This is a genomic window from Gordonia rubripertincta, from assembly GCF_038024875.1.
Lineage (GTDB): Bacteria > Actinomycetota > Actinomycetes > Mycobacteriales > Mycobacteriaceae > Gordonia > Gordonia rubripertincta.
Genome location: NZ_CP136136.1, coordinates 1503302 through 1529362 on the forward strand (window position 1 = coordinate 1503302; position 26061 = coordinate 1529362).

Annotated in this window: 24 protein-coding genes and 2 pseudogenes; 18 read left to right on the forward strand and 8 right to left on the reverse strand. The window is 68.1% G+C overall.

Annotated features, from left to right (window positions below; genetic code table 11):
- Entirely contained in the window at positions 1-1092 is a 1092-nt protein-coding gene (locus RVF83_RS06770) for a winged helix DNA-binding domain-containing protein (protein WP_005200848.1), read from the forward strand.
- On the opposite strand, the gene RVF83_RS06775 is transcribed toward RVF83_RS06770, so the two are convergent.
- Positions 1061-1828, reverse strand: a complete 768-nt coding sequence (locus RVF83_RS06775; protein WP_005200850.1) for a VOC family protein — start codon at positions 1826-1828, stop codon at positions 1061-1063. The genes RVF83_RS06770 and RVF83_RS06775 overlap by 32 nt on opposite strands.
- A 98-nt stretch (positions 1829-1926) precedes the next feature.
- Here RVF83_RS06775 and RVF83_RS06780 point away from each other — a divergent pair, with 98 nt between their 5' ends.
- The 5 genes from RVF83_RS06780 (at position 1927) to RVF83_RS06800 (ending at position 6322) form a co-directional block, all read left to right on the forward strand.
- Positions 1927-2790: a S49 family peptidase gene (locus tag RVF83_RS06780; RefSeq protein WP_039881165.1), complete on the forward strand. Its 864-nt coding sequence runs from the start codon at positions 1927-1929 to the stop codon at positions 2788-2790.
- Between the two features lie 391 nt (positions 2791-3181).
- Complete coding sequence (locus RVF83_RS06785; protein WP_005200853.1) at positions 3182-3535, forward strand: rhodanese-like domain-containing protein; 354 nt, start codon at positions 3182-3184, stop codon at positions 3533-3535.
- Positions 3535-4530, forward strand: a complete 996-nt coding sequence (locus RVF83_RS06790; RefSeq protein ID WP_005200855.1) for a DUF4328 domain-containing protein — start codon at positions 3535-3537, stop codon at positions 4528-4530. Before RVF83_RS06785 ends, RVF83_RS06790 begins: the two co-directional genes overlap by 1 nt.
- Positions 4527-5336: a glycerophosphodiester phosphodiesterase gene (locus tag RVF83_RS06795; RefSeq protein WP_006868046.1), complete on the forward strand. Its 810-nt coding sequence runs from the start codon at positions 4527-4529 to the stop codon at positions 5334-5336. The genes RVF83_RS06790 and RVF83_RS06795 overlap by 4 nt, the downstream gene beginning before the upstream one ends.
- Before the next feature lie 62 nt (positions 5337-5398).
- Entirely contained in the window at positions 5399-6322 is a 924-nt protein-coding gene (locus tag RVF83_RS06800; RefSeq protein ID WP_005199275.1) for a DUF5926 family protein, read from the forward strand.
- 78 nt (positions 6323-6400) lie between these two features.
- Here RVF83_RS06800 and RVF83_RS06805 read toward each other — a convergent pair whose 3' ends face one another.
- A complete protein-coding gene (locus tag RVF83_RS06805; RefSeq protein ID WP_005199274.1) occupies positions 6401-6937 on the reverse strand; it encodes a ferritin in 537 nt (178 codons plus the stop codon).
- Positions 6938-7031: 94 nt separating this feature from the next.
- Positions 7032-7931 carry an LCP family protein gene (locus RVF83_RS06810; RefSeq protein WP_005199273.1) on the reverse strand — a complete coding sequence of 300 codons (900 nt, stop codon included), beginning with the start codon at positions 7929-7931 and terminating at the stop codon, positions 7032-7034.
- A 535-nt stretch (positions 7932-8466) separates the two neighbouring features.
- Between RVF83_RS06810 and RVF83_RS06815 the strand changes: the two are divergent.
- Positions 8467-9820: pseudogene (locus tag RVF83_RS06815) on the forward strand (APC family permease).
- Between the two features lie 12 nt (positions 9821-9832).
- On the opposite strand, the gene RVF83_RS06820 reads toward RVF83_RS06815, so the two are convergent.
- Both RVF83_RS06820 and RVF83_RS06825 read right to left on the reverse strand, forming a co-directional pair.
- On the reverse strand, positions 9833-10630 hold the full coding sequence (locus RVF83_RS06820) for a CPBP family intramembrane glutamic endopeptidase (RefSeq protein ID WP_005199271.1): 798 nt from the start codon (positions 10628-10630) through the stop codon (positions 9833-9835).
- 73 nt (positions 10631-10703) lie between these two features.
- Entirely contained in the window at positions 10704-11456 is a 753-nt protein-coding gene (locus RVF83_RS06825; RefSeq protein WP_039880633.1) for a DUF2470 domain-containing protein, read from the reverse strand.
- Between the two features lie 120 nt (positions 11457-11576).
- Between RVF83_RS06825 and pheA the strand changes: the two genes are divergently transcribed.
- Together pheA and RVF83_RS06835 are read left to right on the forward strand one after the other, a co-directional pair.
- Positions 11577-12548 (forward strand): prephenate dehydratase, encoded by a 972-nt coding sequence (gene pheA, locus RVF83_RS06830; protein ID WP_005199269.1) that lies wholly within the window; start codon positions 11577-11579, stop codon positions 12546-12548.
- Positions 12548-13207 (forward strand): histidine phosphatase family protein, encoded by a 660-nt coding sequence (locus tag RVF83_RS06835; protein WP_005199268.1) that lies wholly within the window; start codon positions 12548-12550, stop codon positions 13205-13207. The genes pheA and RVF83_RS06835 overlap by 1 nt, the downstream gene beginning before the upstream one ends.
- A gap of 1 nt (position 13208) precedes the next feature.
- Here the strand turns inward: RVF83_RS06835 and RVF83_RS06840 are convergent, their stop codons facing one another.
- The 3 genes from RVF83_RS06840 to RVF83_RS06850 form a co-directional block, all read right to left on the reverse strand.
- Complete coding sequence (locus RVF83_RS06840; protein ID WP_005199267.1) at positions 13209-13709, reverse strand: hemerythrin domain-containing protein; 501 nt, start codon at positions 13707-13709, stop codon at positions 13209-13211.
- A 100-nt stretch (positions 13710-13809) separates the two neighbouring features.
- Positions 13810-14160 (reverse strand): metallopeptidase family protein, encoded by a 351-nt coding sequence (locus RVF83_RS06845; protein WP_005199266.1) that lies wholly within the window; start codon positions 14158-14160, stop codon positions 13810-13812.
- A gap of 3 nt (positions 14161-14163) precedes the next feature.
- Positions 14164-15357, reverse strand: coding sequence for a septum formation family protein (locus RVF83_RS06850; RefSeq protein ID WP_005199265.1), 1194 nt, complete (start codon positions 15355-15357; stop codon positions 14164-14166).
- Between the two features lie 96 nt (positions 15358-15453).
- Here RVF83_RS06850 and RVF83_RS06855 point away from each other — a divergent pair, with 96 nt between their 5' ends.
- The 9 genes and pseudogenes from RVF83_RS06855 (at position 15454) to RVF83_RS06895 (ending at position 26047) form a co-directional block, all read left to right on the forward strand.
- The gene (locus RVF83_RS06855) at positions 15454-15864 is read left to right on the forward strand and encodes an ankyrin repeat domain-containing protein (protein ID WP_005199264.1); all 411 of its coding nucleotides are present in this window, start codon (positions 15454-15456) and stop codon (positions 15862-15864) included.
- Positions 15865-15939: 75 nt separating this feature from the next.
- Positions 15940-17199: a serine--tRNA ligase gene (gene serS, locus RVF83_RS06860; RefSeq protein ID WP_005199263.1), complete on the forward strand. Its 1260-nt coding sequence runs from the start codon at positions 15940-15942 to the stop codon at positions 17197-17199.
- 14 nt (positions 17200-17213) lie between these two features.
- Positions 17214-18152: a hypothetical protein gene (locus RVF83_RS06865; protein WP_005199262.1), complete on the forward strand. Its 939-nt coding sequence runs from the start codon at positions 17214-17216 to the stop codon at positions 18150-18152.
- Between the two features lie 66 nt (positions 18153-18218).
- Positions 18219-20942 carry an AAA family ATPase gene (locus tag RVF83_RS06870; RefSeq protein WP_005199261.1) on the forward strand — a complete coding sequence of 908 codons (2724 nt, stop codon included), beginning with the start codon at positions 18219-18221 and terminating at the stop codon, positions 20940-20942.
- A 142-nt stretch (positions 20943-21084) separates the two neighbouring features.
- Positions 21085-22647, forward strand: coding sequence for an HNH endonuclease signature motif containing protein (locus RVF83_RS06875; RefSeq protein WP_005199260.1), 1563 nt, complete (start codon positions 21085-21087; stop codon positions 22645-22647).
- Between the two features lie 130 nt (positions 22648-22777).
- The gene (locus tag RVF83_RS06880; protein WP_005199259.1) at positions 22778-23602 is read left to right on the forward strand and encodes an alpha/beta fold hydrolase; all 825 of its coding nucleotides are present in this window, start codon (positions 22778-22780) and stop codon (positions 23600-23602) included.
- Between the two features lie 3 nt (positions 23603-23605).
- Positions 23606-24482 (forward strand): annotated as a pseudogene (locus RVF83_RS06885) (aldo/keto reductase family oxidoreductase).
- Positions 24483-24564: 82 nt separating this feature from the next.
- Complete coding sequence (locus RVF83_RS06890; RefSeq protein WP_005199257.1) at positions 24565-25134, forward strand: hypothetical protein; 570 nt, start codon at positions 24565-24567, stop codon at positions 25132-25134.
- Between the two features lie 34 nt (positions 25135-25168).
- Positions 25169-26047: a hypothetical protein gene (locus RVF83_RS06895; RefSeq protein WP_005199256.1), complete on the forward strand. Its 879-nt coding sequence runs from the start codon at positions 25169-25171 to the stop codon at positions 26045-26047.
- Positions 26048-26061 lie beyond the last annotated feature (14 nt).

Below are 26061 nucleotides of genomic sequence, written 5' to 3' on the forward strand. Positions count from 1 at the left end.
GTGTCCGAGCCGCTCACCCTCCGGCAGTGGAATCGCACCCTGCTGTCCCGTCAGCATCTGCTGGAACGAGTCGACGAGGACGCGATCGAGGTGCTGGACCGATGCGTCGGCATGCAATCCCAGGACCCGCGTGCGGCTTTCTTCGGATTGTGGTCCCGTATCAAGGGATTCGACGCGGCCGAACTCGATGAGCTCCTCACCGAGCGGGAGGCCGTGCGGATCGCGTTGCTGCGTTCCACGGTGTTCCTCATCGACGCCGAGGACGCCCGGTGGATACGGCCGCTCGCCGAGCCGATTCTCCGGCGTGAGATCGCCGAAGCGCACGTCCCGAGGCTGGTCGACGCCGATCCGTCGCGGGTGATCGCCGACGCCGCCGAAGTCCTGGCCGGTCGTGAGCTCTCCGGTGCCGACCTGGGAAAGCAACTGGCGCAGCGGCATCCGGCGGAGAACCCGTCCACGCTCACCGGGATCGCCCGCTGCGGGCTCCCACTCGTCCAGGTGCCGCCGCGAGGACTCTGGCGGGGCCGCGGGGCGCCCACCTACCGGTTGTTCGACGAATGGGCCGGTCCCGGCGAACCGGCGGTCGAGGGCGAGGAGGCGCGAGCCGACTTGATCCGCCTGTACCTCCGCGGTTTCGGGCCCGCCACCGTCAAGGCCATCCAGGCGTGGGCGGGCATGACCGGCCTCAAGGCGCTGGTCGAGAAGATGGAGTCCGACTGGGAGCTCGTCAGGTTGGACGGGCCGCACGGCGAGATCCTCTACGACCTCGACGGACTCGGCCTCACCGCCGCCGACGCTCCCGCCCCGGCCCGACTCGTGGCGCCGTTCGACCATGTCATCGGCGTCTCGGCCGACCGTGTCCGTGTCGCCGACCCGGAGTTGTTCCGCCGCACCGTGACACCCAACGGTCGCTCGCCCGGGTTCGTCTTCGCCGACGGATTCCTCGCCGGCACATGGCATCTCGCCGGTGACGACGGGATACGGATCGAGATGCTGCGCGAGGTCACGAAAGCCGAGAAACGGGAGATCGACGCCGAGGTCGAAAGACTGCGCGAGTTCCTCAGTCGCCCGTCCGCGGATTGCGCGAGGTGATGCAGTAGGGGCGTCCCGCCGGGTCGGCCATCGTGGTCCAGTGCGGGTAGTGCTCGATCGCGCGAGCGCCCCAGCCCTCGTGGCGTGCCACCTCGTCGGGGACCGAGCTGGTCGCGAGGTCGAGGTGCCCGGTCGCCGGTGACGAGCCGCCGGGCACGGGCCCGTCCGGGTCGGTCTGCCTGCGCTGCAACAGGATTCCGACGGTGATCGCGGGGTCGCGGCGTAGCGCCACGAGTTCGGGTCGGGAGCCGGGCGATTTGAGTGGCCACCCGGTCAGTGCCGTCCAGAACGCGACCTCGGCGTCGAAGTCGGCGGCCGGGATGTCGATGCACAACTGGTCGATGATGCTGATGGCGTCACCGGGCCAGCGGATCGGCCGGGACCGTGTCGACTCGCCCTCCCACGGCACCAGGCAGAACACGAAACCGGCGGGCGAACGGAGGACGAGGTGGGTGCCGGCGTCGTGGGTCAGCGTCGCCCCGAGTCCCACGGCTTCTTCGGCTGCGCCATGGGGGTCGTCGGTGTGTATGTCGAGGTGGACGCCGCCCGGGCCGTCGTCGACTCGTTGCACACGGAGGTGGGGGTCGCCGTTGAACGGTTCGAGGGAGGCGAACTCGCGGTGCTCGCCGCGGGGCGGCGACACGGTGCTACCCGCGATCGCGCGCCAGAAGGTCACCTCGGAGCCGAACTCGTCGGCTGGGAAATCGAGGAATGCGCTGAGCCACCTGACCTGCACGCGGGAGAGTCTACGGTGCGACTGCAACCGGTGCGCTGCGGACTGCGCAGCGCACCGCGCGGAACAGGAAGCGGTTGTCCGCCATTAGACTCGGGCAGATGACTGCGGGACCGCTGGCGGCGGTGGGCAAGAAGTTCGCGAAGTCGCGTGCCGAGCACGTCGCGGTGGTCCGACTCGACGGCCCGATCGGCGTGGCCGGCATGGGCAAGCACGGACTGACCACCGATACGGTCGAGCCGGTGCTCAAGCGGGCGTTCGACACCGACCGGCTCAAGGCCGTCGTCGTCGTGATCAACTCACCGGGAGGTTCGCCGGCGCAGTCGGAGTACATCGCCGAGCGCATCCGGCAGCTGTCTGCGGAGAAGGGCGTGCCGGTCCTGGCCTTCTGCGAGGACGTCGCGGCGTCCGGCGGCTACTGGGTGGCCTGCGCGGCGGACGAGATCTTCGCTGCCCACACCTCGATCGTCGGTTCCATCGGAGTGGTGTCCTCGGGATTCGGCTTCTCGGCGCTGCTCGACCGGTTCGGCGTGCAGCGTCGTCTGTACGCCACGGGGGAGAACAAGGCCCGGCTCGACACCTTCTCGCCGGAGGTTGCCGAGGACGTCGAATGGCTCAAGGGACTTCAGGGGCAGCTGCACGAGGCGTTCATCGCGTGGGTTCGGCAGCGTCGGGGCAAGAAGCTGACCGCGTCCGACGAGGAGCTGTTCAACGGCGATGTCTGGGTCGGGCGCCGGGCGGCCGAACTCGGTCTGGTCGACGGCATCGGCGTCATGCGTTCGGTGGTCGCCGAGCGGTACCCCGACGCGGAGATCATGGTCATCGAGGCCCCCAAGCCGCTGTTGGCACGACTGGTCGGCAACCAGGTGTCGGTGTCCGGGCTCGCCGAGAGCTTCACCTCGGGCGTGATCACCGCGATCGACCGCGCTCCTGCGGTGCGGACGCGGTTTCTACACCGTGACTGACGGGTAATACCAGACCCAGTTCGGGGGGATTCCCCAAGGGTTTGTCCCCACGTTATCCACAGGTGTGTGCACTGGAAAGAAAATGCACCACCGGTCGACCCCTGCAGTTTCGTGAATTTCCTACGCGCACATCGGGTCAAACAAGTGATCGCAGTCACAATGGCGAGGCCTTTGGCCAGGGTTTTTCCACAGTTTCCACAGCCTCATCCCCAGGTTGACGGTGAGGTGTGGGTTGTGGACAGCTGTCTGTTGAACGCATGTGGATAAAACTATGATGATCAGCATAGGACCCTTTTGGGCGGTCTGTACGACTCCGAACGTGATCTTCACGAGACTGTCGACAACCGCCGCGGAGATGACGTGACGCGCACGGCGCCTCGACTGTGCCACCATGGAAATCGTGACCATGGGCGACATCACGCAGGTGCCGGTGACCGATTTGCCGGACGACTTCACTCACACGGCCGACGCGGTGATGCTCGACGTCCGTGAGGACGACGAATGGGCGAGCGGACACATCCGCGGCGCCGTCCACATCCCGATGGCCGAGATACCGGGACGACTCGGCGAACTCGACCCCGACGCCGACCTCTACGTGGTGTGTCATTCGAGCGGACGCTCGATGCGGGTGCTGCAGTACCTCGCGCAGGTCGGGTACGACGGAATCTGCGTGCGTGGCGGGATGCTCGCGTGGCAGGAGCACGGCAAGCCCGTCGAGTTCGGGACCGGGGGCGACGCCCACTGATGATCGACCTCTGTCCGCGGTGCCGCATCCAGGCGCCGCACCGCCCCGGGCGCGAGCACTGCCCTCGCTGTGGCGGCCCGCTGAGCGTCGTCGACGACGTCTCTCGCGCGGTGTCCGCACCCGCGCGCCCCGTGACCCCCGCGCCGCCCCGAACGGCGCCGACCGGCCGGTTGTACCGGGCTCGGAACGTCCGGTGGGTCGCGCGGCGTCCTCCCGAGGCCATCCCCAGCCGCCGCGGACCGTCGGGCCCGCGCGGCCCGCGTCTCATCCCGCGCTACGTCTACATCCCGACCTGGGGCCTGCACGACGAACCGGTGACCGCCGACGCGACGCACGACCGGATCGATTCCTCACGGGCACGCCTGCTGTTCGCGCTCGTCGTGGCCGGAACGGCGCTCGCGGCGTCGGCGGTCATCCATCTGATCCGCTACATCCTGCTGGCCGTCAACCGCACCCAACCGCTCCCGGACCCGCTGATCGTGGTCTCCGACTGGCTGATCGTGTTCGTGGGTGTGGCCGCCTTCCTGGCCTACATCTGGGCGACCCTCGCGTTCATCCGCTGGGTGATCGACCTCCGGGCCGGTACCTATGAGGAAGCCCGACTCCTCGACCCGAGGCGTCCGCTGTGGGTGGGGGTGCTGGTGGGAGTCCCGTTGGTGAACCTGGTCGGTGGGCCGCTCGTGCTCGGCGAGGTCGTGGCCCAGCGCGTGGCCCACGATCCGTCCCTCGACGCCGAACGCGTCGGCCGCCGGGTCCGGCGTCTGTGGGTCGCGTGGGTGTTCGTCACCGTCACCGCTCTACTGGCGCTGGTCGCCCGTGCCGTCGCGTGGGGTTCGGACTCGGTGCAGACCGGCGCCAATGCGCTCGCCATGGTGATCATCAGCGCGGCCGTGTCGGCCGCCTTCGCCTTCTGGTCGGCACGCCGCCTGCCGTTGCTGTTCGACGCCGCCACGGCGGCCCCGGTCCCGAAGAGAAGGTGGGTGGCGGTCGGATGAACTCAGGTGTGAACGTGGGTGCGGCCGAGAAGGTGTCGCGTTCGGGTAAACCCGCGGTGGTGGCGCACCGCGGCGCCTCCGGGGACCGTCCGGAACACACTCTGGCCGCATACGAGCTCGCACTCGCGCAGGGTGCGGACGGACTCGAGTGCGACGTCCGGCTCACCGCCGATCACGAACTCGTCTGCGTGCACGACCGAACCGTCGACCGCACGTCGAACGGTTCCGGCATCGTCAGCGAGATGACACTGGCCCAGCTCCGCGAACTCGACTTCGGGAGTTGGCATTCCGCGGGCGACCCCGCGTCGATCCTGACGCTCCGCGAGCTGCTCACGCTCACCCTGGACTGGCGCCGGCCGGTCCGGTTGTTCATCGAGACCAAACATCCCGTGCGGTTCGGCAGCCTCGTCGAGCAGAAGCTCCTCGAGATCCTCCACGAATTCGGCGTGGCCACTCCGCCGTCGGCCGATCACAGTCGCGCCGTGGTCATCTCGTTCTCCTCCGCCGGCGTCTGGCGTATCCGCCGCCATGCCCCGATGCTCCCCACCATCCTGCTGGGCGACACTGCCCGGGTACTCGGTGGCAGCGCGGCGACCGCAGTCGGGGCCACCGGGATCGGACCCTCGGTGATGACCCTGCGGCAGTACCCGGATCTCGTCGACCGCGCCGCCGCGGCCGGCCGCGTGACGTACTGCTGGACCGTCGACGAACTGGTGGACGTCCAGCTCTGCGCCGACCTCGGGGTGCGCTGGCTGGCCACCAACCACCCGGCCAAGGTCCGCGACTGGCTGGTCACCGTCGACTGAGCGCGGCTCTCGCCCTCCCCGGGCTTTCCGGCGCCGTGAGCGGCTCGTGAGAGAGTGGACCGATGGGCAAGAAGAGCAAGCGGGGCAGTGGACCCCGCCCGGGAAGCAATCGCGCAGAGCGGGTCGCCGCTCGCAAGGCTCGGCAGGCGGCGTCGATGGCACCGCCGCCACGTCCCTTCGCGGGGCTGGCCTCCGAATGCGATTTCGTCGCACTGCGGACCTTCGTGGCATCGGCGACTGCACGTCTCGAGCTGACGGAGCCTGCCGACACGCGCAACGACGTCTCCCTCGTGACGATCCTGCCGGGTGCCGGTCCGGCACTGGCACGTGAATCCAACGGCGCCACAGAGGGTTTGGTGGGTCTGCAGACCGAACCGGACCGGATGGCGCCGGCTGTGGAGCTGGCGGCCGCCATCGCGTGGGCCGCGCACGCCGAGGCCGGCAGCGAGTTCGACCTCGAATCCGCCGACGAATCGCCCTCGCTCGACGAGGTGCTGAAGGCCGACGCGATCCTGGACATCACCGTGCACCAGGACTTCTCGTGGTGGTTCCCGGAGGGTACCGAGGTGCCCGCCGAGATCGCGCCGATGTTCGAGCGCGCCAACGACTCCGTGCTGCCGACGGCGCGACTCGTCGTCGAGAGCGGTTCAGGCGCCCCGTGGTGGGTCGACGCCGGTGAACGGGCGCACCTACGCTGGATCCGCCCCGAGCCCGAGGACGACCTCATGGCCGCGATGGCCCGCCTGCATGCGGCCGGCCGTCTGACGATGGGTGAGGGCTCGCGTTTCGCGGGGTCGTTCCGCACGCACGGCCTGCTGGTCCCGGTCTTCGACCTCGACAACGAGATGCACCACGAGGAGTGGCAGGCGGGTCTCAACCAGCTCGATCAGTGGCTGGGCGAGGCACTCGCCGACTCCTCGGAGCTGACGATCGCCGAGCGGAGCTCGCGCGACGGCATCCGCGGCCGCCAGGTCACCCTGCGCTAGGCGAGAACATCGGAAAACCGTTCCGGCGGCGCGACTTCGGGTGAAGTCGCGCCGCCGGGATCGTCTGCTGGTCGGAGGCTAGATGTTGCCTCCGGCGACGGGGGGTGACGTCGGATCGTCGGCCGCGGCGCTGTTGAACTCGCGCTCGACGAAGTTCTCGAGGTCGAACAGGTTGCCGTTGCACCGGTCGGCGATGGTCTGCAGGGTCGTCATGGTGGCGACCTCCTCGACCTGTTCCTTGAGGAACCACTGCATGAACTGCTCACCGACGAAGTCGCCGGTGTCGCGGGCCGACTTCGCGAGATCGACGATCTGCTGGGTGACCGTCTTCTCCTGCTCGAGAGCCAGATTGATCGGGGCCTTGTAGTCCTCGAACTTGTTGTTCGGGGCGGGGATGCCGGGGATCTCAACCTCCATGTCCCGGTCGAGGAAGTACTGCACGATCATCATCGCGTGGTTGCGCTCTTCGACGGCCTGGCCGTAGAAGAGTTTCGCCAGCTGGGGCATGTCGTGGTTGTCGAAGTAGGTCGCGACCGCGATGTACTGCTGCGAGGCGTAGAACTCGTTACCGATCTGGTCGTGCAGCAGCTGATGGAACTTCGTGAATTCGGTCATGCTTCCATCGTAGGTGCCGAAAAGTGGCCTCTACCAGCAAGTTCAGGCTAAGTAAGGCAAGTCTGGCCTGGCTTTGGGCAGCCTGGCCACGCTGTCACCCGGCGTCGACGAGCAGATCGTCGGGGATCGGCTGACCTGCACGTAAGAGACCGAAGAACTGTTCGGTCGTCTCCGTGACCGGTAGTGCCAGACCGTCATCGGTGTAGATGCTCTCGCCCGTGGGTGTGGTGGTCGTCACGGGGTCACGGAGGGCGAACATCAACGAGGCCAGGTTCCAGATGTGGTCGCGCTCGTCGACGGTGAGCGAGTCGATCGCACCGCCGATGAACCCGAACAACCGGAACGGGTTGAACAGCACCGCCGGGCTCGTCGCGCGGGAGACCAAGGCGGCGAGGAACTTCCGCTGATTGATGACCCGCTCGAGATCGGCGCGGGGGAAGGCGCGGGTCCGGACCAGTCCGAGTGCCTGGCGCCCGTTCAGGTGGTGGCAGCCCTTGGTCAGTCTGAGTCCGGCCTTGGGGTCGTTGAGCGGCTGGTCGATACACATGTCGACACCGCCGACGGCGTCGACGAGCGTGTCGAAGCCGCCGAACCCGATCTCCGCGTAGTGGTCGATGTGGATGCCGGTCAGGTTCTCGACGGTCTGTACCAGCAGCTGCGGACCGCCGATGTTGTACGACGCGTTGACTTTCAGGCTGCCGTGGCCGGGGATCTCGACGTAGAGGTCGCGCGGGATGCTGACGACCGTCGCCTTCCCGCTCCCGGGCGGGTTGTGCACCAGCATGATCGTGTCGGTGCGCGAACCGTCGGCGTCGCCGGTGGACAGGGTGGTGCGCTGTTCGTCGGACAGGTCGGAGCGGGAATCGGTGCCGACGATGAGCCAGTTGGTGCCGGGGGTGTCCGACGGCCGTCCGGCGTAGGCGGGCAGCGCGTCGATGCGGTCGAGTCGCGAGTCGTAGTAGAAGAGCAGTCCGGCGCTGCCGAGCACGAACACGAGCAGCAGGATCAGCAGGATTCTGCCGACGCGCAGTCCCCGGCGCCGACGACGCCGGGGACGCGCCGGTTTCGCGGCGGGCGGAGCGCCGACGGGCGGTGCGGGCGGGCGCGCGGGCGACCGGCCGCGGTCTCCCCGACGCTCGCCGGCCGGGATCGGTTCGGGCTTCTGGGGTGGGTGCGTACTGACCCGGGGCAGCGCCTCTGCCGGGAACGGGCCCGGCTGTCGGGGCAGGGCCGGGAGCCCGTCGCGGCGGCGGGCCCTGCGCGGGGATTCGCGGCATGGCCTGGGGGTGTGCGGCGGGAGCGGGACCCTGCGGATGGGGTCGTCGAGGTGCACCGGGAGGCGGTCCCTGGCGTGGTGGTATGCCCCCCGCCGGCCGCCCGGGCGGTACCTGCGGCCCCGGACGACCGCGCCGAATGATCGGCGGGTCCTGCTCGTTCATCCCAACCAATGTACGCATCCGCCGGTGCCCGGCACGGATTCGGCGCAGATCACACGAATGATCGGCCCGCGACGGGGTATCCGGGTCGCCATGACCGACGATGTGGCCGCACGGCCCGACACCGAGACCGGTGACGACCGCACCCCGCTCCGGCGCGCGATCTCCGGCAAGATGCTGTTCCTGTTCATCCTCGGCGACGTGCTGGGCGCCGGCATCTACGCGCTCGTGGGCGAGATCGCCGGCGAGGTGGGCGGTGCCATCTGGGGTGCCGCTCGTGGTGGCCCTCGTCATGGCGCTGCTGACGGCGGGGTCGTATGCGGAGCTGGTCACCAAATACCCCCGGGCGGGTGGCGCCGCGGTCTTCGCCCAGCAGGCCTATCGGTCGTCGCTGGTCTCGTTCCTGGTGGGATTCTGCATGCTCGCCGCCGGTGTCACCAGCGCCGCGGGTCTGGCGCTGGCGTTCGCCGGTGACTACTTCACGACCTTCTTCGACGTGCCCACGACCGCCACCGCTCTCGTGTTCCTGGTCGCGATCGCGGCACTCAACGCGCGGGGCATCAGCGAGTCGGTGCGCGCGAACGTCGTCATGACGATCGTCGAGGTGTCGGGTCTGGTGCTCGTCGTCGTCCTGGCCGCGGTCGTCCTCGGTCGGGGAGACGGCGAACCGCATCGCGTGTTCGAGTTCGACAGTTCGACGACCCCCGCGCTGGCCGTGCTGAGCGCGGCGTTGCTCGCCTATTACTCGTTCGTGGGTTTCGAGACGTCGGCGAATGTGGCCGAGGAGGTCCGCAACGTGCGGCGGGTCTACCCGAAGGCGCTGTTCGGCGCGCTCATCACCGCGGGCGTCGTCTACGTGCTCGTGGGCCTCGCGGTCTCGATCGTGGTGTTACCGGACGAGCTCGCCGGCTCGTCGGGCCCGCTGCTCGAGGTGGTCACGATCGCCGACGTCGGTGTCCCGGACCAGCTGTTCTCGCTGATCGCCCTGATCGCGGTGGCCAATGGTGCGCTGCTCACCATGATCATGGCGTCGCGTCTGACGTTCGGGATGGCCCGTGACGGACTGCTGCCCTCGGCGCTGGCGAAGGTCCTGCCGGGTCGGCGTACGCCCTGGGCGTCGATCATCGCCACCACCGCCATCGCGATGGTGCTCTCGGCGACCGGTTCGGTGGCCGCGCTCGCCGAGACCGTGGTGCTGCTGTTGCTGTTCGTCTTCCTCAGCACCAACGTCGCGGTCCTGGTGCTTCGACGCGACCGCGCCGACACCGATCACTTCCGGGCGTGGACGATCGTGCCGGTGCTGGCGATCGTGACGTGCATCGTCCTGCTGACGCAGCAGAGCGCGGAGACCTGGTTGCGCGCAGGCATCCTGATGCTCGTGGGGCTGGCGCTCTTCGGACTGGCCCGTGCCACCGGTTCGGGTAAGCACACCGAGGCTCGCGACTGACCGGTTGCGTCGTCAGCCGACCCAGGAGAGGTGATCGCGCAACAGCGCGTAGCCGATGAATGCGACGACGTCGATGGCACCGTGGGCGATGACGAGCGGCCAGGCGCGGGCGGTGACCTGGTAGAAGCGGCCGTAGACGACGCCCATCACCAGGTTGCCGAGGCCGGCGCCGAAGCCCTGGTACAGGTGGTAGCCGCCGCGGAGGACAGCGCTGGCGGCCAGCGACTTGGCGTCCGAGACACCGAGCTGCCGAAGTCGGGTGATGAAGTAGGCGACCACCACTATCTCCTCGGCGGCCGCGTTCCCGATCGCGATGAGGATGAGCACCGGCCATTCCCACCAGGTGTCCGCCTGGCTGGGCACGAGGCTCGCGTTGAGTCCGAAGGCGCGGGCGACCGCGACCAGCGCGAGACCGGGGATGCCGATGACGGCGGCGAGGACGAGTCCCGCGGGCACGTCGCGGCGCGGGGTCCAGCGGCCGAGGCCGACACGCGACAGTCCGAGCCCGCTGCGCCACAGCAGGTATACGCCGAGCGCGGCGATGGCGAACAGCCTCAGGACGCTCAGCACCTGACGCGCTGCGTCGATGAGGGCGAGGTCGGAGCGACTGGGGTTGAGGGCGACGGTCGTCCCGCCGATGCCCCCGGCCAGTTGGGCTTCGAGCAGTGCGAGCGCGGCCGAGACCGCCGAGAACGCGAAGGTCAGGACGCCGACGATGACGAGTTCGGCGATCAGGCCGCGCCGCTCGACGCGATCGGTGACGACCGGGATGCCGTGGGGCGACGGCCGCAGGTACTCGCGCAGAGACATGCCGGTCAGCCTAAGGAATGGAACTCCCTGCTTCCATCGCTCCCTGAGTGCGAGCGGAGCGAGCCTCGAAAGGTCAGTCGGGCATCGAATTCAGGAACGGGCAACCCGCGAGGTTCCGCAGAGCACGTGACAGTTCGAAGACGTCGGTCACCGGGCGGGGGAAGGGTAGCCGGACGTCGGAGTCGCCGGCGATGCCCTCGATCCGGAAGCGGATGCCGAAACGGTCGAGGCCGAGGGGACGTACGCGGCCCTGACGCAGGTCGGTGGGCAGCTTGCGGGCCAGCTGACCGACGAGATCGGCATGGTCGGCGTCGAGGTGCTCGAGCCAGCCGGCCTCACACTCCCAGAACGGATCGGGTTGGGCGTCGGCCAGTTCGGCGGCCGACACCGACGTCGCTCCGGAGCTCGACGCCAGTACCGCTGAGTCGACCTGGAGGCGGAGCATCGACGCGCCGTGGCCGATGTCGAGCAGGCCGTCGTCGGGGTGTTCGGCGGCGATCTCGATGGCCAGGTCGCGTTCGAGGTCGCGGGGGACCTCGTGGAGCGTGCCGTTGAGCCAGACGACCGACCGGACTCGTTCGCGCAGGTCGATGGGCGCCCAGTCGGTGACCTCGAGCATCGCGGGGGCGCCCTCGGTGCCGGCGACGGCCGGCATGGCCCCGCCGTCGGTGGGGACGAGGACGAAGGCTTGTGATTCGAAGAGGTGCACGACCTCGATCGGTGTGGTGTCGGCGCCCTCGACGGCGAGGATGGCGGAGCCGACCCGACGGCAGGCCGTCTGGATCATCTCGGCATCCGTGGGTCGGTCGGTCGTCGTACGCGTCATGTTGTCTCTCCGGTCGGCGCGGGCGGCTGCTTTGCTCATCACTTGTGAAAGGTAACCCTAACCTAAATACGGCCGGCGTGATCGTCAATGGGTACTCGGACCGGCGTCCACTAGGCTCGTGTGGTGCCTGTGATCGCCTACTTCGGCCCGCCCGGAACCTTCACCGAGATGGCACTCGACGCGGCCATCGCCGCCCATGACCCCGCACTCGGGGGTCTCGACCTCTCGCGTGACGTCACCAAGGTCGACGCCTCGAGCCCGGCTGCCGCCATCGCGATGGTCCGCAGCGGCGAGGCCGATTACGGCTGTGTGCCAATCGAGAGTTCGCTCGAGGGATCGGTACCGGCGACGATGGACGCCCTCGTACCGCCGGCGCGGTCCGGTACCGACGGGCGCGTCCAGGTGTTCGCCGAGACCGTCCTCGACATCGCATTCGCCATCGCCGCGAACGGTCCGATCGCCCCGGAGGACGTCCGCACCATTGCGGCATACCCGGTGGCCGCCGCGCAGGTCCGGCAGTCCGTGGCGAAGCTGTTCCCGAACGCGGAGTTCGTCACCTCCGGCTCGAATGCCGCTGCCGCGCTGGATGTCGCGTCCGGCAAAGCCGATGCCGCGGTGACGACCGGTCTCGCGGCAGGGTTGTCGGATCTGACCGTGATCGCCGACGGGGTCTGCGATGCGAAGGAGGCCACCACGCGCTTCCTCGTCCTCGGACGCCCCGCGGCCCCGACGCGCCGGACCGGCACCGATCGCACCTCGGTGATCCTCGACCTGTCCAACGAGCCCGGCAGCCTGATGAACGCGATGAACGAATTCGCCTCGCGGGGAATCGATCTCACACGCATCGAATCCCGGCCGCAACGCGACGAGGCGGAGGGTCGGGCCATCGCCGGCCGCTACCGGTTCTTCCTCGACGCCGTCGGCCACATCGACGACGCGGCGGTCGCGGAAGCCCTTGCGGCGCTGCATCGCCGGTGTGAACGGGTCGTCTACCTCGGTTCGTGGCCCGCGGTGCGGACGACGGGATCGGCGCCTCCCGACCACGCCGAGTCGCTGGCCTGGATCGAGTCCCTGCGACAAGGAGAAGTGTGATGGCGCGCCTGCACCTCGTCCGGCACGGCGAGACCACCGCGAATGTCATGCGCCGGCTCGACACCGCGCTGCCCGGAGCCGCGCTCACCGATTTCGGTGCGCGACAAGGCGTCCGGTTCGGCCTGGAGAATCGGCCCGAACGCGAGGCGGTCCTGTTCAGCTCAGCGGCCCGGCGCGCCCGGCAGACCGCCGAACTGATCAGCTCGGTGTGGGACGTCCACACCGAGGCCGTCGACGGTGTGCACGAGGTCCAGGCCGGTGTGCTCGAGGATCGCAGCGACCGCGAGGCCCACGACGTCTTCCACGACGTCATGGAGAAGTGGCATGCCGGTGACCTCGACGTGCGCATCCCTGGCGGCGAGTCGCTCGCGATGGTCTACGACCGCTACATCCCGACCGTCGAGGACCTCGCCCGCTCGTACCTGACCGGAACCGAACCGCGCGATGTGTTCCTGGTCAGCCACGGTGCGGCGATCCGCCTCATCGCGGCGCGCCTGGCCGGCATCGACTCCCGCTTCGCCGCGGCGACGCACCTGGGCAACACCGGCTCGATCGAACTCGAGTACACCGACGGCATCTGGGTCTGCCACCGCTGGGGAGCCGAGACCGCACCCTTCGACCGGGTCGACGAACCGCTGGTCGACGACCCGATGGGTTGAGCTACTTGATGATCGCGTCGACCGTCTTCTTCAACGCCGACGGCTGAGACGGGCGTCGCGGTGCCTTCTCCTTGAGGCGGAGCATCTCTTCACCGATCTCCTGGAGGTCCTTGCGGCCGAGGGCTTCCCGCACCTTCGGGAACCACTCGTCCTCTTCCTCCTCGATGTGGTGCTCGACGTTCTCGATCAGCACGGTCGTCTTGGCGTCGAACCGCTCGGAGTCCGGCTTCAGCGCGGCGAGCTCGACGACGAGGACGTCGGCGACGTGGTGCTCCTCGTAGGACTCGAGGATGTCGTCCTCGAGATCGGGTACACGCTTACGGATCTCGGGATACATGCACTCGTTCTCGATGTAGGTGTGCACGGTGAGGGCCTCGATAATCTTGTCGACGATCTTGCCCTTGGTCTTGACGGCGTTCGGGCCCTGTGACTTGAAGTCGCGGAAGAGTTTGCGGATCTCTTTGTGGTCGTCCTTCAGGATGACGATGGCGTCGGTGGACATGGCGATACTCCTGGATGTGGGCTGGACATCGGAATCTCGGTATTCCGCATTCCGGCCACGATGAAACATCCGGCCTGACCTGGGGTTCCGGGGTTGGTTCCTAGCCCCACCCGTTGGCGTGCAGCCAGGCGTCGTCGATTCCGAAGTGGTGGGCGATCTCGTGCATGACGGTGACCGCGACCTCGTGCACCACCTCGTCGCGCGAGTTGCACATCGCCAGGATCGGGTCGCGGTAGATCGTGATCGTGTCCGGCAGGAATCCGCCGTAGTCGTGATCGCGCAGGGTCAGCGCCACGCCCTGATACAACCCGAGGATGTCGGGCTCCTCGGGGTTGTACGGCTCGACGAGGATGACCACGTTGTTCATCGCGCCGGTCAGTTCCGACGGGATGGTGTCCAGTGCGTCGGAGACCAGCCCGTCGAACTCGTCGTCGGACATCGGAACGGCCATGGGTCAGCCCGCCGGGGCGGGGGCCTGGTCGGGATTCGGCGCGATTCCCGGCGGGAGCGGCACCGGCGTCGGAAGAGCACGACCGGGCGGAGCGGCAGGTGGCGGAACGGGTGCCTTGCCGTTGATCAGCAGCGCACCGTCCTTGGCGTCGCCGACGAGGGTGGCGAATCCGCCGCGCTTGTCGGGCAGACCGAGGTAGCAGACCACCTTTCGGCTGCCGGCCAGCCAGCTCGGCTCGCTGAGCACCGACCACTGGACGTTCAGCGTCGTCTTGTCGAGGGCGGGCGCGCCGCCGGCGAAGCGTTCGGCCTGCTTCGGGCAGATGGTGCCGAGGTAGTTGTTCTGGGCGCCGGTCGCGGGCCACGGCTTGTTCGACATCCGGTCGCCGAAGCGGACCGCGAGGTCGACGATGCCGGTGGTCTGGAAGGCGTGCGGCTCGGCGCAGTTCACCGGGAATCCGGTGGGATTGCGGGTCTCCGGGTCGATGCCGATGCAGGTTCCCTCGGGCCACACATACGACTGGTTCTGGTCGGCGACGCGGCCGGAGAACTGCACGGGCTGACCGTCGGCCCCGTCCTCCTGGACTCCGCAGCGCAGCTGCCGGGCACCCTTGTCCCACTGGGCCTGCGACGGGTACATCATGCCGACCGAGAAGCGGCCCTGCGGGTCGAGGCGGCCGTCCAGGTACTGGTCGACGATGACCGGACACTGTTCGTCGCGGATGGCGGCGAAGCGTTCGGGCCCGGGCCACAGCGCGTCCTCACCGAACTCGACGCCGGGGATGAGGGAGGTGTCGATGCCGCCGGCCACCTCGAAGCGGTGCTTCTGTGCGCAGTCCACCGCGGTCGGTTGTCCGGGGTTGCCCTCGGGCCAGTCCAGACAGTCGCCGGCCACCGACTGGGTGAAGGCGTTCTGGACGAGGCGTTCGCCCTCGCCGACCTTGCTGCCGCCGACGCTGCCGGAGTCGTCGAAGACGCCCATCGCGAAGGCGATGCCGCCGGCGACGAGAGCGCCGACGACGATCGCGGCCAGTACGACGAAGACGGGGTTGCGCGTGGCGGATCGCGGGGGCCGGGTGGCGGCCTTCGCCGGCTCGTCGTGCGGCTCGACCGGGTCGACGGCGGTGAAGTCGTCGGCGGGGGCGTGGTGCGCGTCGTCGGGGCCGGGCGGGTGGCGGTCGGGGTCGGGCTCGTTCATCGGGATCCATCATGCCTGGTCGATGGGACCGGGCACACCCGCATCAGCCGATGCGGAGCCCGGCACCCTTGTCGGTGGCTGCCTACACTCGCGGAGGTGTCCGCCGATTCCTCACCGCCCGCATCGGAACCGTCGCCCGATCCGGAGGTCGTCGAGCTGGCCACCCGGCTCTTCGGCATGGCCCGATCCGGAGACTCCGCCCTGGGTGTCTATGTCGATGCCGGCGTGCCGGCTGACCTGCGCAACCAGGCCGGCGACTCGCTGCTCATGCTGGCGGCCTACCACGGCCATGCGGCGGTGGTGTCGGCTCTGCTGACCCGTGGCGCCGATCCGGACCTCGCCAACGACAAAGGCCAGACGCCGCTGGCCGGTGCGGTGTTCAAGGGATTCGACGATGTGGTCCGGCTGCTCGTCGACGCCGGGGCCGACCCGTACGGCGGCACCCCGTCGGCCGCCGATGCCGCGGCGATGTTCGGTCGCGACGATCTCCGGGCGCTCTGGAGCTGACCTGCGGGCCGGCCCGCGTTTCACTTCGGTGGCGTGATCGGGTTCGCATCGCGCGCTCAAGTAGGGTTTGAAGGCGTGATCGACCTGAAGATTGTTCGTGACGACCCGGATCTGGTCCGCGCTTCGCAGCGCACCCGCGGCGAGGACCCCGGCCTGGTGGATGCCCTGCTCGATGCCGACGCGGCCCGTCGTGCGGCCATCGTCGACGCCGACACGTTGCGATCCGAGCAGAAGGCTCTCGGAAAGCAGGTCGGCAAGGCCCAGGGCGACGAGAAGCAGGCGTTGCTCGCCAAGGGCAAGGAGCTCGCCGAACAGGTCAAGGCCGCGGTCGCGCGTCAGTCCGAGGCCGACGAGGCCGCCGCGAAAGCGCACCGCGCGATCTCCAACATCGTCGCGTCCGAGGCTCCCGCCGGCGGCGAGGACGACTACGTGGTCCTCGAGCACGTGGGTGAGCCCCGCGAGATCGAGAACCCGAAGGACCACCTCGAGCTGGGTGAGTCGCTCGGTCTGCTCGACATGGAGCGCGGCGCCAAGGTGTCGGGTTCGCGGTTCTACTTCCTGACCGGGCAGGGTGCCTTCCTGCAGCTCGGCCTGCTGAACATGGCCGCGCAGAAGGCTGCCGCCAACGGCTTCACGCTGATGGTCCCGCCCGTCCTGGTGCGTCCGGAGGTCATGGAGGGCACCGGCTTCCTCGGCGCTCACGCCGACGAGGTCTACCACCTCGACAAGGACGACGACCTGTACCTGGTCGGGACCTCGGAGGTGCCGCTCGCCGGCTACCACATGGACGAGATCCTGGACCTGTCCGACGGTCCGAAGCGCTACGCCGGCTGGTCGACGTGTTTCCGCCGCGAGGCCGGCAGCTACGGCAAGGACACCCGCGGCATCATCCGCGTGCACCAGTTCGACAAGGTCGAGGGCTTCATCTACTGCAAGCCCGAGGACGCCGAGGCCGAGCACCAGCGTCTACTGGGCTGGGAGAAGGACATGCTGGCCGCGATCGACGTGCCCTATCGCGTCATCGACGTCGCCGGTGGTGATCTCGGTTCGTCGGCCTCGCGCAAGTTCGACTGCGAGGCATGGGTTCCCACGCAGAACACCTACCGGGAGCTCACGTCGACGTCGAACTGCACGACGTTCCAGGCCCGTCGCCTCTCGATCCGCTACCGCGACGAGAACGGGAAGCCGCAGACTGCGGCGACGCTCAATGGCACGCTCGCGACGACCCGCTGGCTGGTGGCCATCCTCGAGAACCACCAGCAGCCCGACGGTTCGGTGAAACTGCCGCCGGAGCTGGCGAAGTTCGTGGGCACCGACGTCCTCACGCCTCGTTGATCTGAGCCTGCGTCATGACCAGCGGGATCGTCATCGCGGTGATCGGTGCGCTGGCGTTCGCCGCCGCGGCCGTTCTGCAGGCGCTCGGCGCCGAGCAGGTCTCGCAGCGCGCCGCCATCCGTGAGGAGCGTCGACGATCCGCGGCTGCGCACCCGTCGCTGAAGTCCACCGCGCTGACGATGTTGACGGTGCCGTTCCTGATCGGGTTCGTCTTCGACATCATCGGGTTTATCGCGACGATCGCGTCGGCCCGACTGATCCCGCTGTTCCTGTCGCAGACCATCATCTCGGCCCGGCTGGTCGCCACGGCACTGCTCGCCATGGTCGTGCTGAAAGTCGGCCTCACCATGCGTGATTGGATCGCCGGTGCGGTGGTCGTGGCTTCGTTGATCCTGCTGGCGGTGTCGGCAGGCCGCGAGGGGGTGGACCACACCGCATGGATGCGCTGGGCCGTGCTGGTCGCCGGGCCCGCGCTGATCCTCCTCGGTCTGATCGTGATGCGCCGCTTGAAGACCCACATCGCGACGGTCACCGGTCTCATCGCCGGCGCGGTGTTCGGTGTGATGGCGGTGGCGTCTCGAATCCTGGACGGTATCGACCCCCTCGACCTCACCGTGCTGTTCACCGACCCGGCTCTGTATGGGTTGCTGCTCAGCGGGATCGGCGGCTTCTACCTGTTCACCGTGGCACTGCAGACCGGCTCGGTGAACGGTGCCGCGGCAGCTCTTGTCGTCGGGCAGACGGTGCTCCCGGGCGCGGTCGGCATCGCCTTCCTCGGCGACGTCACGCGCGCCGGCTGGGGACCGGTCGCGATCGTCGCCTTCGTCGCGGCAGTCGGCGGCGGAGTGGTGCTCGCGTCGTCGGGTGCCGTCACCGCGGTGGAGACCGCCGACGCAACGAATGCGCCTCGTGGGTACGGACATCCACCGCGGGAACTGGGCCGGCCCCACTAGGCGATCTGGCCAGTGCGTAGGACGTGGTCTTCGGGCAGGACGGGAACAGGTCGGGGAATGTCAGCCATGAGCGATGCGCGAGCGGGGCTGGTCGGGCGGGACGCCGAACTCGCCGCGCTCCGAACCTTTCTCGACAGCACCCGGATCGATGGCGCCGCATTGCTGCTCACCGGCGATCCCGGGGTCGGCAAGACCGCGTTGCTCGACGCCGCCGTCGACACCTCGCGTGCCGCGGGTATGCGCGTCATCCGCGGGAGCGGCATCGAATTCGAGTCCGAGCTCGGTTTCGCTGTCCTGCATCAGCTGGTCCTCCCGCTGGCGGCCGAGCTCGGCCGTCTCCCGGAGTCCCAGCGCGCTGCTCTCGAGGTGGCGTTGGGTCTCGAAGACGGCAGCGCGCCAAGCCAGATAGCGGTCCTGAACGCTGCGTTGGGGTTGTTCGCCGCGGCCGCGGCCGACGATCCTCTTCTACTCGTGATCGATGATCTGCACGTGGTGGATCAACCGAGCATTGCCGCGATCGGCTTCATCGCCCGGCGGGTGCAAGGGCGGCGGATCGGAGTTCTGGCGGCCCGGCGGTCGGGACCAGGCGGTGCATTCCGGCCGACCGGCGTCGCCGAACTGGATGTCACCCCACTGACGGATGCGGACTCCCTCCGCCTCCTCGCGCGTCGTTTCGCTCACCTCCCCCGAAGTGTTCTGTCCTCCGTGGCCGGTGACGCGCAGGGCAATCCGCTGGCACTGCTCGAGTTCGCCGGGACCACGGGCGCATCAGGTGACCGCGCCGGCTGGGTGGGCGGACCGGCCCGAGATGTCAGCGCACTCTTCGGCGCTCGGATCGGTCGACTACCCGAGCGGACCCGCGACCTGCTCCTGTTGGCCGCCCTCGAGGGCTCCGGCGATCTCCGAATCCTCCAAGTGGTCGGTGCGTCAGAAGGTTTCGACGACCTGGCCGCGGCCGAACGTGATCACCTGGTGATCGTCGAGGAGGATGACCACATCATTCGGTTCCGGCATCCGCTGGTCAGGTCGGCGGTGGTCGACGGTTCCACCGCGGAGCAGCGGCGCACGGCGCACCGACGGCTCGCGGACGTGCTGGTCGACCAGCCCGACCGTCGTGGTGTCCACTTGGCGAAGTCGACGACCACGCCTGACGAGTCCGTTGCCTCGGTGGTCGAGGTGGCGGCCCAGACCAGCTTGCGCCGAGGCGATCCCGGCGGGGCGGTCGCGATGTTGCGACGGGCGGCGGAGCTGAGTCCGGAGGCCGAAAAGGGGAGGCGGCGGTTGTCGCAGGCCGCCTATGTCGCCGCCTGGATCGCCGGTGAACTCGACACGTCTCATGAACTGTTGCACGCGCTCCAGGGGGTTCCCGGGGGTCAACCGATCGGAGCCACTGCGGCGGCTGCGTTTCTCGTCCTCGTCACCGAGGGTGACGCAGACACCGCGTACACCATGTTGATGCCGGCGCTCGAGGCCGCGACGTCCGTCGACGGTCCGCGCACCGGCGACGTCGAAGACGCTCTCTTCACTCTCACCCTCGCAGCGGACTATCTCGGTGGCCGTGAGTACTGGCAGCCGTTGATGGATCTCGTCGGGCGATTCCCCGACCCGTCAACGGCATCCGCAGCAACACTGGCCCGCGTCCACCATGATCTCGGCTCGATGGACAACGAGCAGCTGCGGCGCCTTGACGCGGCGATCGACCGTCTGCGCGATGAGACCGACACCGACATCGTGATCCGCACCGCACTGGTCGCCTCGTACGTCGATCGCCTGCCCGGATGCCGGGAGTCTGTCACGCGGGTCATCCGTGACGGCGGTGCGGTCGGATCGAGCATGCCTGGTCTCATCTACCTTGCCCTCGATCATCTCTATGCTGCAAGGCTTTCAGCGGCGTCGGATGCCGCAGCAGAGCTCATCACACTGTCCGAGAGGACCGGGTACCCGCTGTGGGCTCAGGTGGGGCACTACGCCGCAGCGATGGCTGCGGCGGAGCGCGGGGACCTCGAAGAGTCCATCGAACACTGCGAGCGGATCTGGGGCTGGTCCGGTCCTCGCCGGGTGCACCGGCTCGTGAAATGTGCCCACTTCGCCAGGGCCAGGGCGGCACTCGGAGTCGCCGACTTCGAGACGGCTCACCGCCACGCGGTGGAGGTGTGCACACCTGGTGAGCTCGCCCGCTTCAATCCCGAGGCGGTATGGGCTGCACCAGATCTCATCGAGGCCGCAGTGCGCACCGGGCGGGTCGACGAGGCCCGTGCACACGCCGAAGCGTTCCGCTCGGCCGGCCTCGAACGCATCTCGTCGCGGTTGGCTCTCATCTCCGGGTTGTGTACCGCGATGGCGTCAGAACCCGACGAGGCCGTACGGATACACGAGGAGACACTGACGATCCCGGGCCGCGAACAGTGGCCCTTCGAGGTCGGTCGAGTACACCTCGCATCCGGTGAGGTTCTTCGTCGTCAGGGTCGAGCACGTGATGCTCGGCGGCAGCTGGACGCTGCGCGAAAGTTGTTCGCCGACATCGGAGCTCGTACATGGTTGAGCCGTGCGAACACCGAGCTGCGTGCCACGGGGATGAGTCGTGCGCGGTCGAGGTCGGAACTCACTCCGCAGGAACTCGAGGTCGCGAGACTTGCGGCGTCGGGTCTGTCGAACCCGCAGATCGCCGAGCGGTTGTTTCTGTCGCCACGCACCGTCTCGTCGCACCTGTATCGGTTGTTCCCCAAACTCGGAATCACCTCGCGGGCAGCGCTTCGTGATGCGCTCGATGCCTTGGCAGGTACCGACTGAGGTCGATGGAACCGTTTGGCGCACAACGTGTTGGTTACCGGGACCTTGTGGATGAGAATCCGAGTTTGTCGGTGGGTTGATCTAGATTGGGTGGTGACAGATTCAGCCATCCAGGTTGGGCTGTAGACGTTGTGGGGGCAGCGTGTCGCGTGCGTGGACCGATCTACCGGGCGAGTTCCTCGCCGGGGTCGATCCTGCCCACCCCGAACAGTCCGACACCGCAACCCATATGGAACGGTTCGGTTCGATCCGCCACGGCGAGGCTTACCTGGCGTGGTGCCGGTATGAATCGATCATCACCGTCTACGACCAGCTCGTGGTCAACACCGGTGGCGGGTTCTTCATCGACCGCTACACCGAGATGGTGACCCGGGTGTGCCGTGAAGCCGCGATCACCCGCTACCAGGCCGATCAGTGGGTCGGTGAAGCACTCGCCCTGCGTGACCGGTTGCCGAAGGTGTTGACCACGCTGCGCGATGGCATCCTGTCGCGCCAGTTGATCCAGACGGTCATCTCCCGTACCGACCTCATTTCCGATGACGCGGTCATGGCTGATCTCGATGCCGAGATCGAACGCATCGTGCGTAATCGCAAGGGCGCGTGGGCCAACCCGAAACTCCGGGACATGGTCGATCGGCTGGTGTTCCGTCACGATCCTGATGCGGTGCGCGAACGCCGCAAGGAAGCGTTGGACAAGCGTGGGATGTGGACCGAGAACTTCGTCGACGGGACCGGTGAGATCACCGGTGTGATGGCGGCGGAGAACATTCGTATTGCCGCGAAAGCGGTGACAGCGTTGGCCGATACCGTCTGCGCCCAGGACGGGCGCAACCGTAACCAGCGCAATTCCGATGCCATGTTCGCGCTGTTGACTGGCACCGTCTTCGATTGCCAGTGCGGGCGGGAGGATTGTGACGCCGAGATCCCCGACCCCGCCGAGGTGGTCCGCGCGGTGAGTACTGAGGTCGTCGTCCACGTGGTCACCGATGCCGCCACCCTCGCCGGGGCTTCGGGGATCGGTTGGGTCGACGGCCACGGGATCATCTCTGATGAGCATGTGCGTGATCTCGCCACCCGGCCCGACGCGACCATCAAGCCTGTCACCCCGGTGCGGACACCCCCGGCCCGCGTCGTCGCCGAGGATGTCCCGTCGAAGGATGTCGTGGTCGTCTACCCGGGTGCGCAAGCCGCGGACCCGTACCGGCCGACCGCTGCGTGTGCGGATTTCGTGCGGGTGCGTGACGGGTACTGCACCGAACCCGGCTGCGCCCAGTCCGCTTTCGGTAGCGATCTGGACCACGTCACCGAGTACGACCACACCCACCCCACCCAGGGTGGGCCGACGGCCAGTGAGAACCTCAACGCCAAATGCCGGTTCGGGCACCTACACAAAACGTTCGGCGACTGGATCGACACCCAGTACCGCGACGACGACGGCCACCTGGTCACCGAATACCGCACGTCCGAGGGGTTCGTCATCCCCGGTGACGCCGAAACCCTCGAAGACTCCTTCCCGAACCTGCGGCGTATCCGCTACGAACAGCCACCCCAAGCCCCACCGACCCCACGGGTCATCACCGGCGACGAACCGCCGCGCCCACGCAACCGACTGGCAGACAAACACGCCAGACGGCGAGCCGAACGCGCCCGCAACCAGCGAGAACGCGAACGCCGTCAGCAGGCCGACGGACCTCCGCCCTTCTGATGACCGACTGACCTAAGTCAGTACCGTCGTCGGATTGCAGTCACCTGACGGAGGCTGTCGACCCGTGTGTGGAGCGACGCTGGAGCGGTCATCAATACCGCCCACCGGGCACGATCGCGAGGAGCACATCATGCCTTTCGTCACCACCACCGACGGCGTCGAGATCTTCTACAAGGACTGGGGCGCCGGTCAGCCGATCGTGTTTCATCACGGCTGGCCCCTCAGCTCCGATGACTGGGACGCCCAACTGCTGTTCTTCGTCCAGCAGGGATTTCGGGTGATCGCTCACGACCGCCGCGGCCACGGACGCTCGGCACAGGTCGGCAACGGACACGACATGGACCACTACGCAGCCGACGCCGCGGCGGTCGCCGAGCACCTGGACCTGCGCGACGCCATCCATGTCGGACACTCCACGGGCGGTGGCGAGGTTGCCCGCTACGTCGCACGGCACGGCGTCGGCCGCGTGGCCAAGGCCGTCCTCATCGGTGCTGTTCCGCCGATCATGGTTAAGACGGAAGCCAATCCGGGCGGCTTGCCGATAGAGGTGTTCGACGGCTTCCGCGACGGTGTGGCCGGCGACCGCTCGCAGTTTTACCTCGACGTCGCGTCGGGACCGTTCTACGGCTACAACCGTCCGGGCGCCGAAGCATCGCAGGGCGTCATCTACAACTGGTGGCGCCAGGGCATGGCCGGCGACGCGAAGGCGCATTACGAAGGCATCAAGGCGTTCTCGGAGACCGACTTCACCGAGGACCTCAAGGCCATCAGCGTGCCGACCCTGATCATGCACGGCGACGACGACCAGGTTGTCCCGATCGCCGACTCCGCCGAATGGTCGGTGAAGCTGGTGCCGAACGCCACGCTGAAGGTCTACCCGGGCCTCTCGCAAGGCATGTGCACGGTCAACGCCGCGACCATCAACGCCGATCTACTCGACTACATCAAGAACTGAGGAATGTCCGTGAACACATCCACCACACTGCCCGGTGGCACCTGGACCCTGGGGTGACACAACAGTCACCAGATTCGGTTACGGCGCAATGCAACTCGCCGGTCCGTGGGTGATGGGTCCGCCCGCCGACCCCGACGCGGCACGCGCCGTGCTCCGCGACGTCGTCGAGCAGGGCATCACCCACATCGACACCAGCGACGCCTATGGACCGCGTGTCACCAACGACCTGATCCGAGAAACCCTTCATCCGTATCCGGACTCGCTGTTCATCGCAACGAAGGTCGGCGCCACCCGGGACGCCGAGGGCGGCTGGCCACCGGCCCGGGAACCCGAGGACCTACGTAAACAGGTTCACGACAACCTTCTTGCCCTCGGCGTCGAGGCGCTCGACCTCGTCAACATGCGGATGGGCGACACGCTGGGGCTGCAGGCGGGTTCGATCGCCGAGGGGATGGAGACGCTCGTCGAGCTGCAGCGGGACGGATTGATCCGACACCTCGGGGTCAGCAACGTGACCGTCGAGCAGGTCGCCGAGGCACGTTCCGTCGCCCCGATCGTCTGCGTCCAGAACATGTACAACCTCGCCCATCGCGCCGACGACGCCCTTATCGACGAACTCGCCGCCGACGGCATCGCGTACGTGCCGTTCTTTCCGCTCGGCGGCTTCTCGCCGCTGCAGTCCGAAGCGCTGTCCCGGGTCGCCGGCCGCCTGGGCGCCACACCCATGTCCGTCGCACTGGCCTGGCTGCTTCAGCGTTCACCGAACATCCTGCTCATCCCCGGGACGTCGTCGGCTGCACACCTCCGCGAGAACATCGCGGGCGCGGGACTGCAACTGACCGAAGAAGACATCGCCGAACTCGACACCATCAGCGCCTGACGAGAACCGGCAAGTGGGCTCGTGACTTATCTCCTCGGGGGTGTAACACTGTAATCATGTAATACAGCTCGAGGAGGCGGTCATGAAAAACGCGCAACAGGGAAGCCGAGGGTCGGGCGGGCGTCGTGGTGGTTGGCAGCGGGCCGAACTGCCCGACGCCGGGGATGCGGCCGCGTGGTTCGCCGGCCGCCTGCCCGACGCCTGGTTCACCGGACCCGCAGAGGTCACCGTCGACCGCGACGAGATAACCGTCATCGGAATGCTCGAGCCACCGACGACCGGCAACGATGCCGACGTACGCGCCGCCGCGCAGGGGCGGGCGTCGAGGTTCCGCGAGGAGACCCGCGCCGAACGGATGTCGATTGCCGACGAGGCGCAGGCCCGCTACGCAAGAAAGGTCTCGTGGGGTGTCGCCGTCGGCGACGAGCGAATCCTCTTCACTCATCTCGCAGTACCGGTCATGACGCGACTCCGTCAGCCGGAACGACGCGTGCTCGACACGCTTGTCGACGCCGGGGTCGCCCGGTCGAGGGCCGACGCACTGGCCTGGTCGGTCAAACTGGTCGGCGCCCACACCGAAGAGTGGCTGGGCAAATTGCGTGCCGCAATGGACGAGGTGGACAACTTGCGTGCCGAAGGTCCCGGTCTGTGACCGATTTTCGGTCTGAAGCGGGGATACTGATCCGATGCTGATCGGAATCCTCGCGGCCGTCTTCGCGGCACTCGCCTACGGAACGGCCTCGGTGCTGCAGGCACGGGGCGCGCAGAGCGTCGACGACACGGGTGCCGGGCCTGGTGAGGCGCCGTCGTTGCGATCGACCATCGCGGCCATGCTGACGGTGGCGTTCATCGCGGGAATGGCGCTGGACGGTATCGGTTTCCTCGGCAACCTCGTGGCGGCGCGGATGATCCCGCTGTTCCTCGCACAGCCGATCGTCAGCGCCAACCTGGTCGTGACCGTGGTGCTGGCGACCATCGTGCTGAAAGCGAAGCTGTCCCAGCGCGATTGGATCGCCATCGGTGTCGTCGTGGTGTCGTTGGTGCTGCTCGGGTTCGCCGCGGGCGACGAGGGACGCAAACACGAATGGTGGCTGCATTGGGCGGTTCTCATCGCAGCGGTCGTCATCCTCGGTCTCGGGGCGGCGATCCTCCCGCGGATGCAGAGCCGGGTCGCGGTGCTGGCCGGCCTGTCCGGCGGTGTCCTGTTCGGCGTTCTCGCCGTCGCGGTGCGAATCCTCGACGGCCTCGACCCCTTCGATCTCGGTGAACTCGTCACCGACCCCGCCCTGTACGCCATCATCCTGGCGGGACCCGGTGGGTTCTACATGTTCACGGTGGCCCTGCAGAAGGGAGCGGTGAGCGCGGCGTCGGCGTCGCTGGTGGTCGGCGAGACCGTGGTGCCGGGCGTCATCGGGATCGTGGTCCTCGGCGACACCGTCCGGGAAGGCTGGGGACCGGTCGCGGTGGTCGCGTTCATCGCCGCCGTCGTCGGCGCGGTGGTCGTCGCCATGTCGCCGGTCGTCGAGGAGGTCGAACGAGCGGGGGAGAGCACACCGGTCGGCTGAACTGTGCCAGGTAT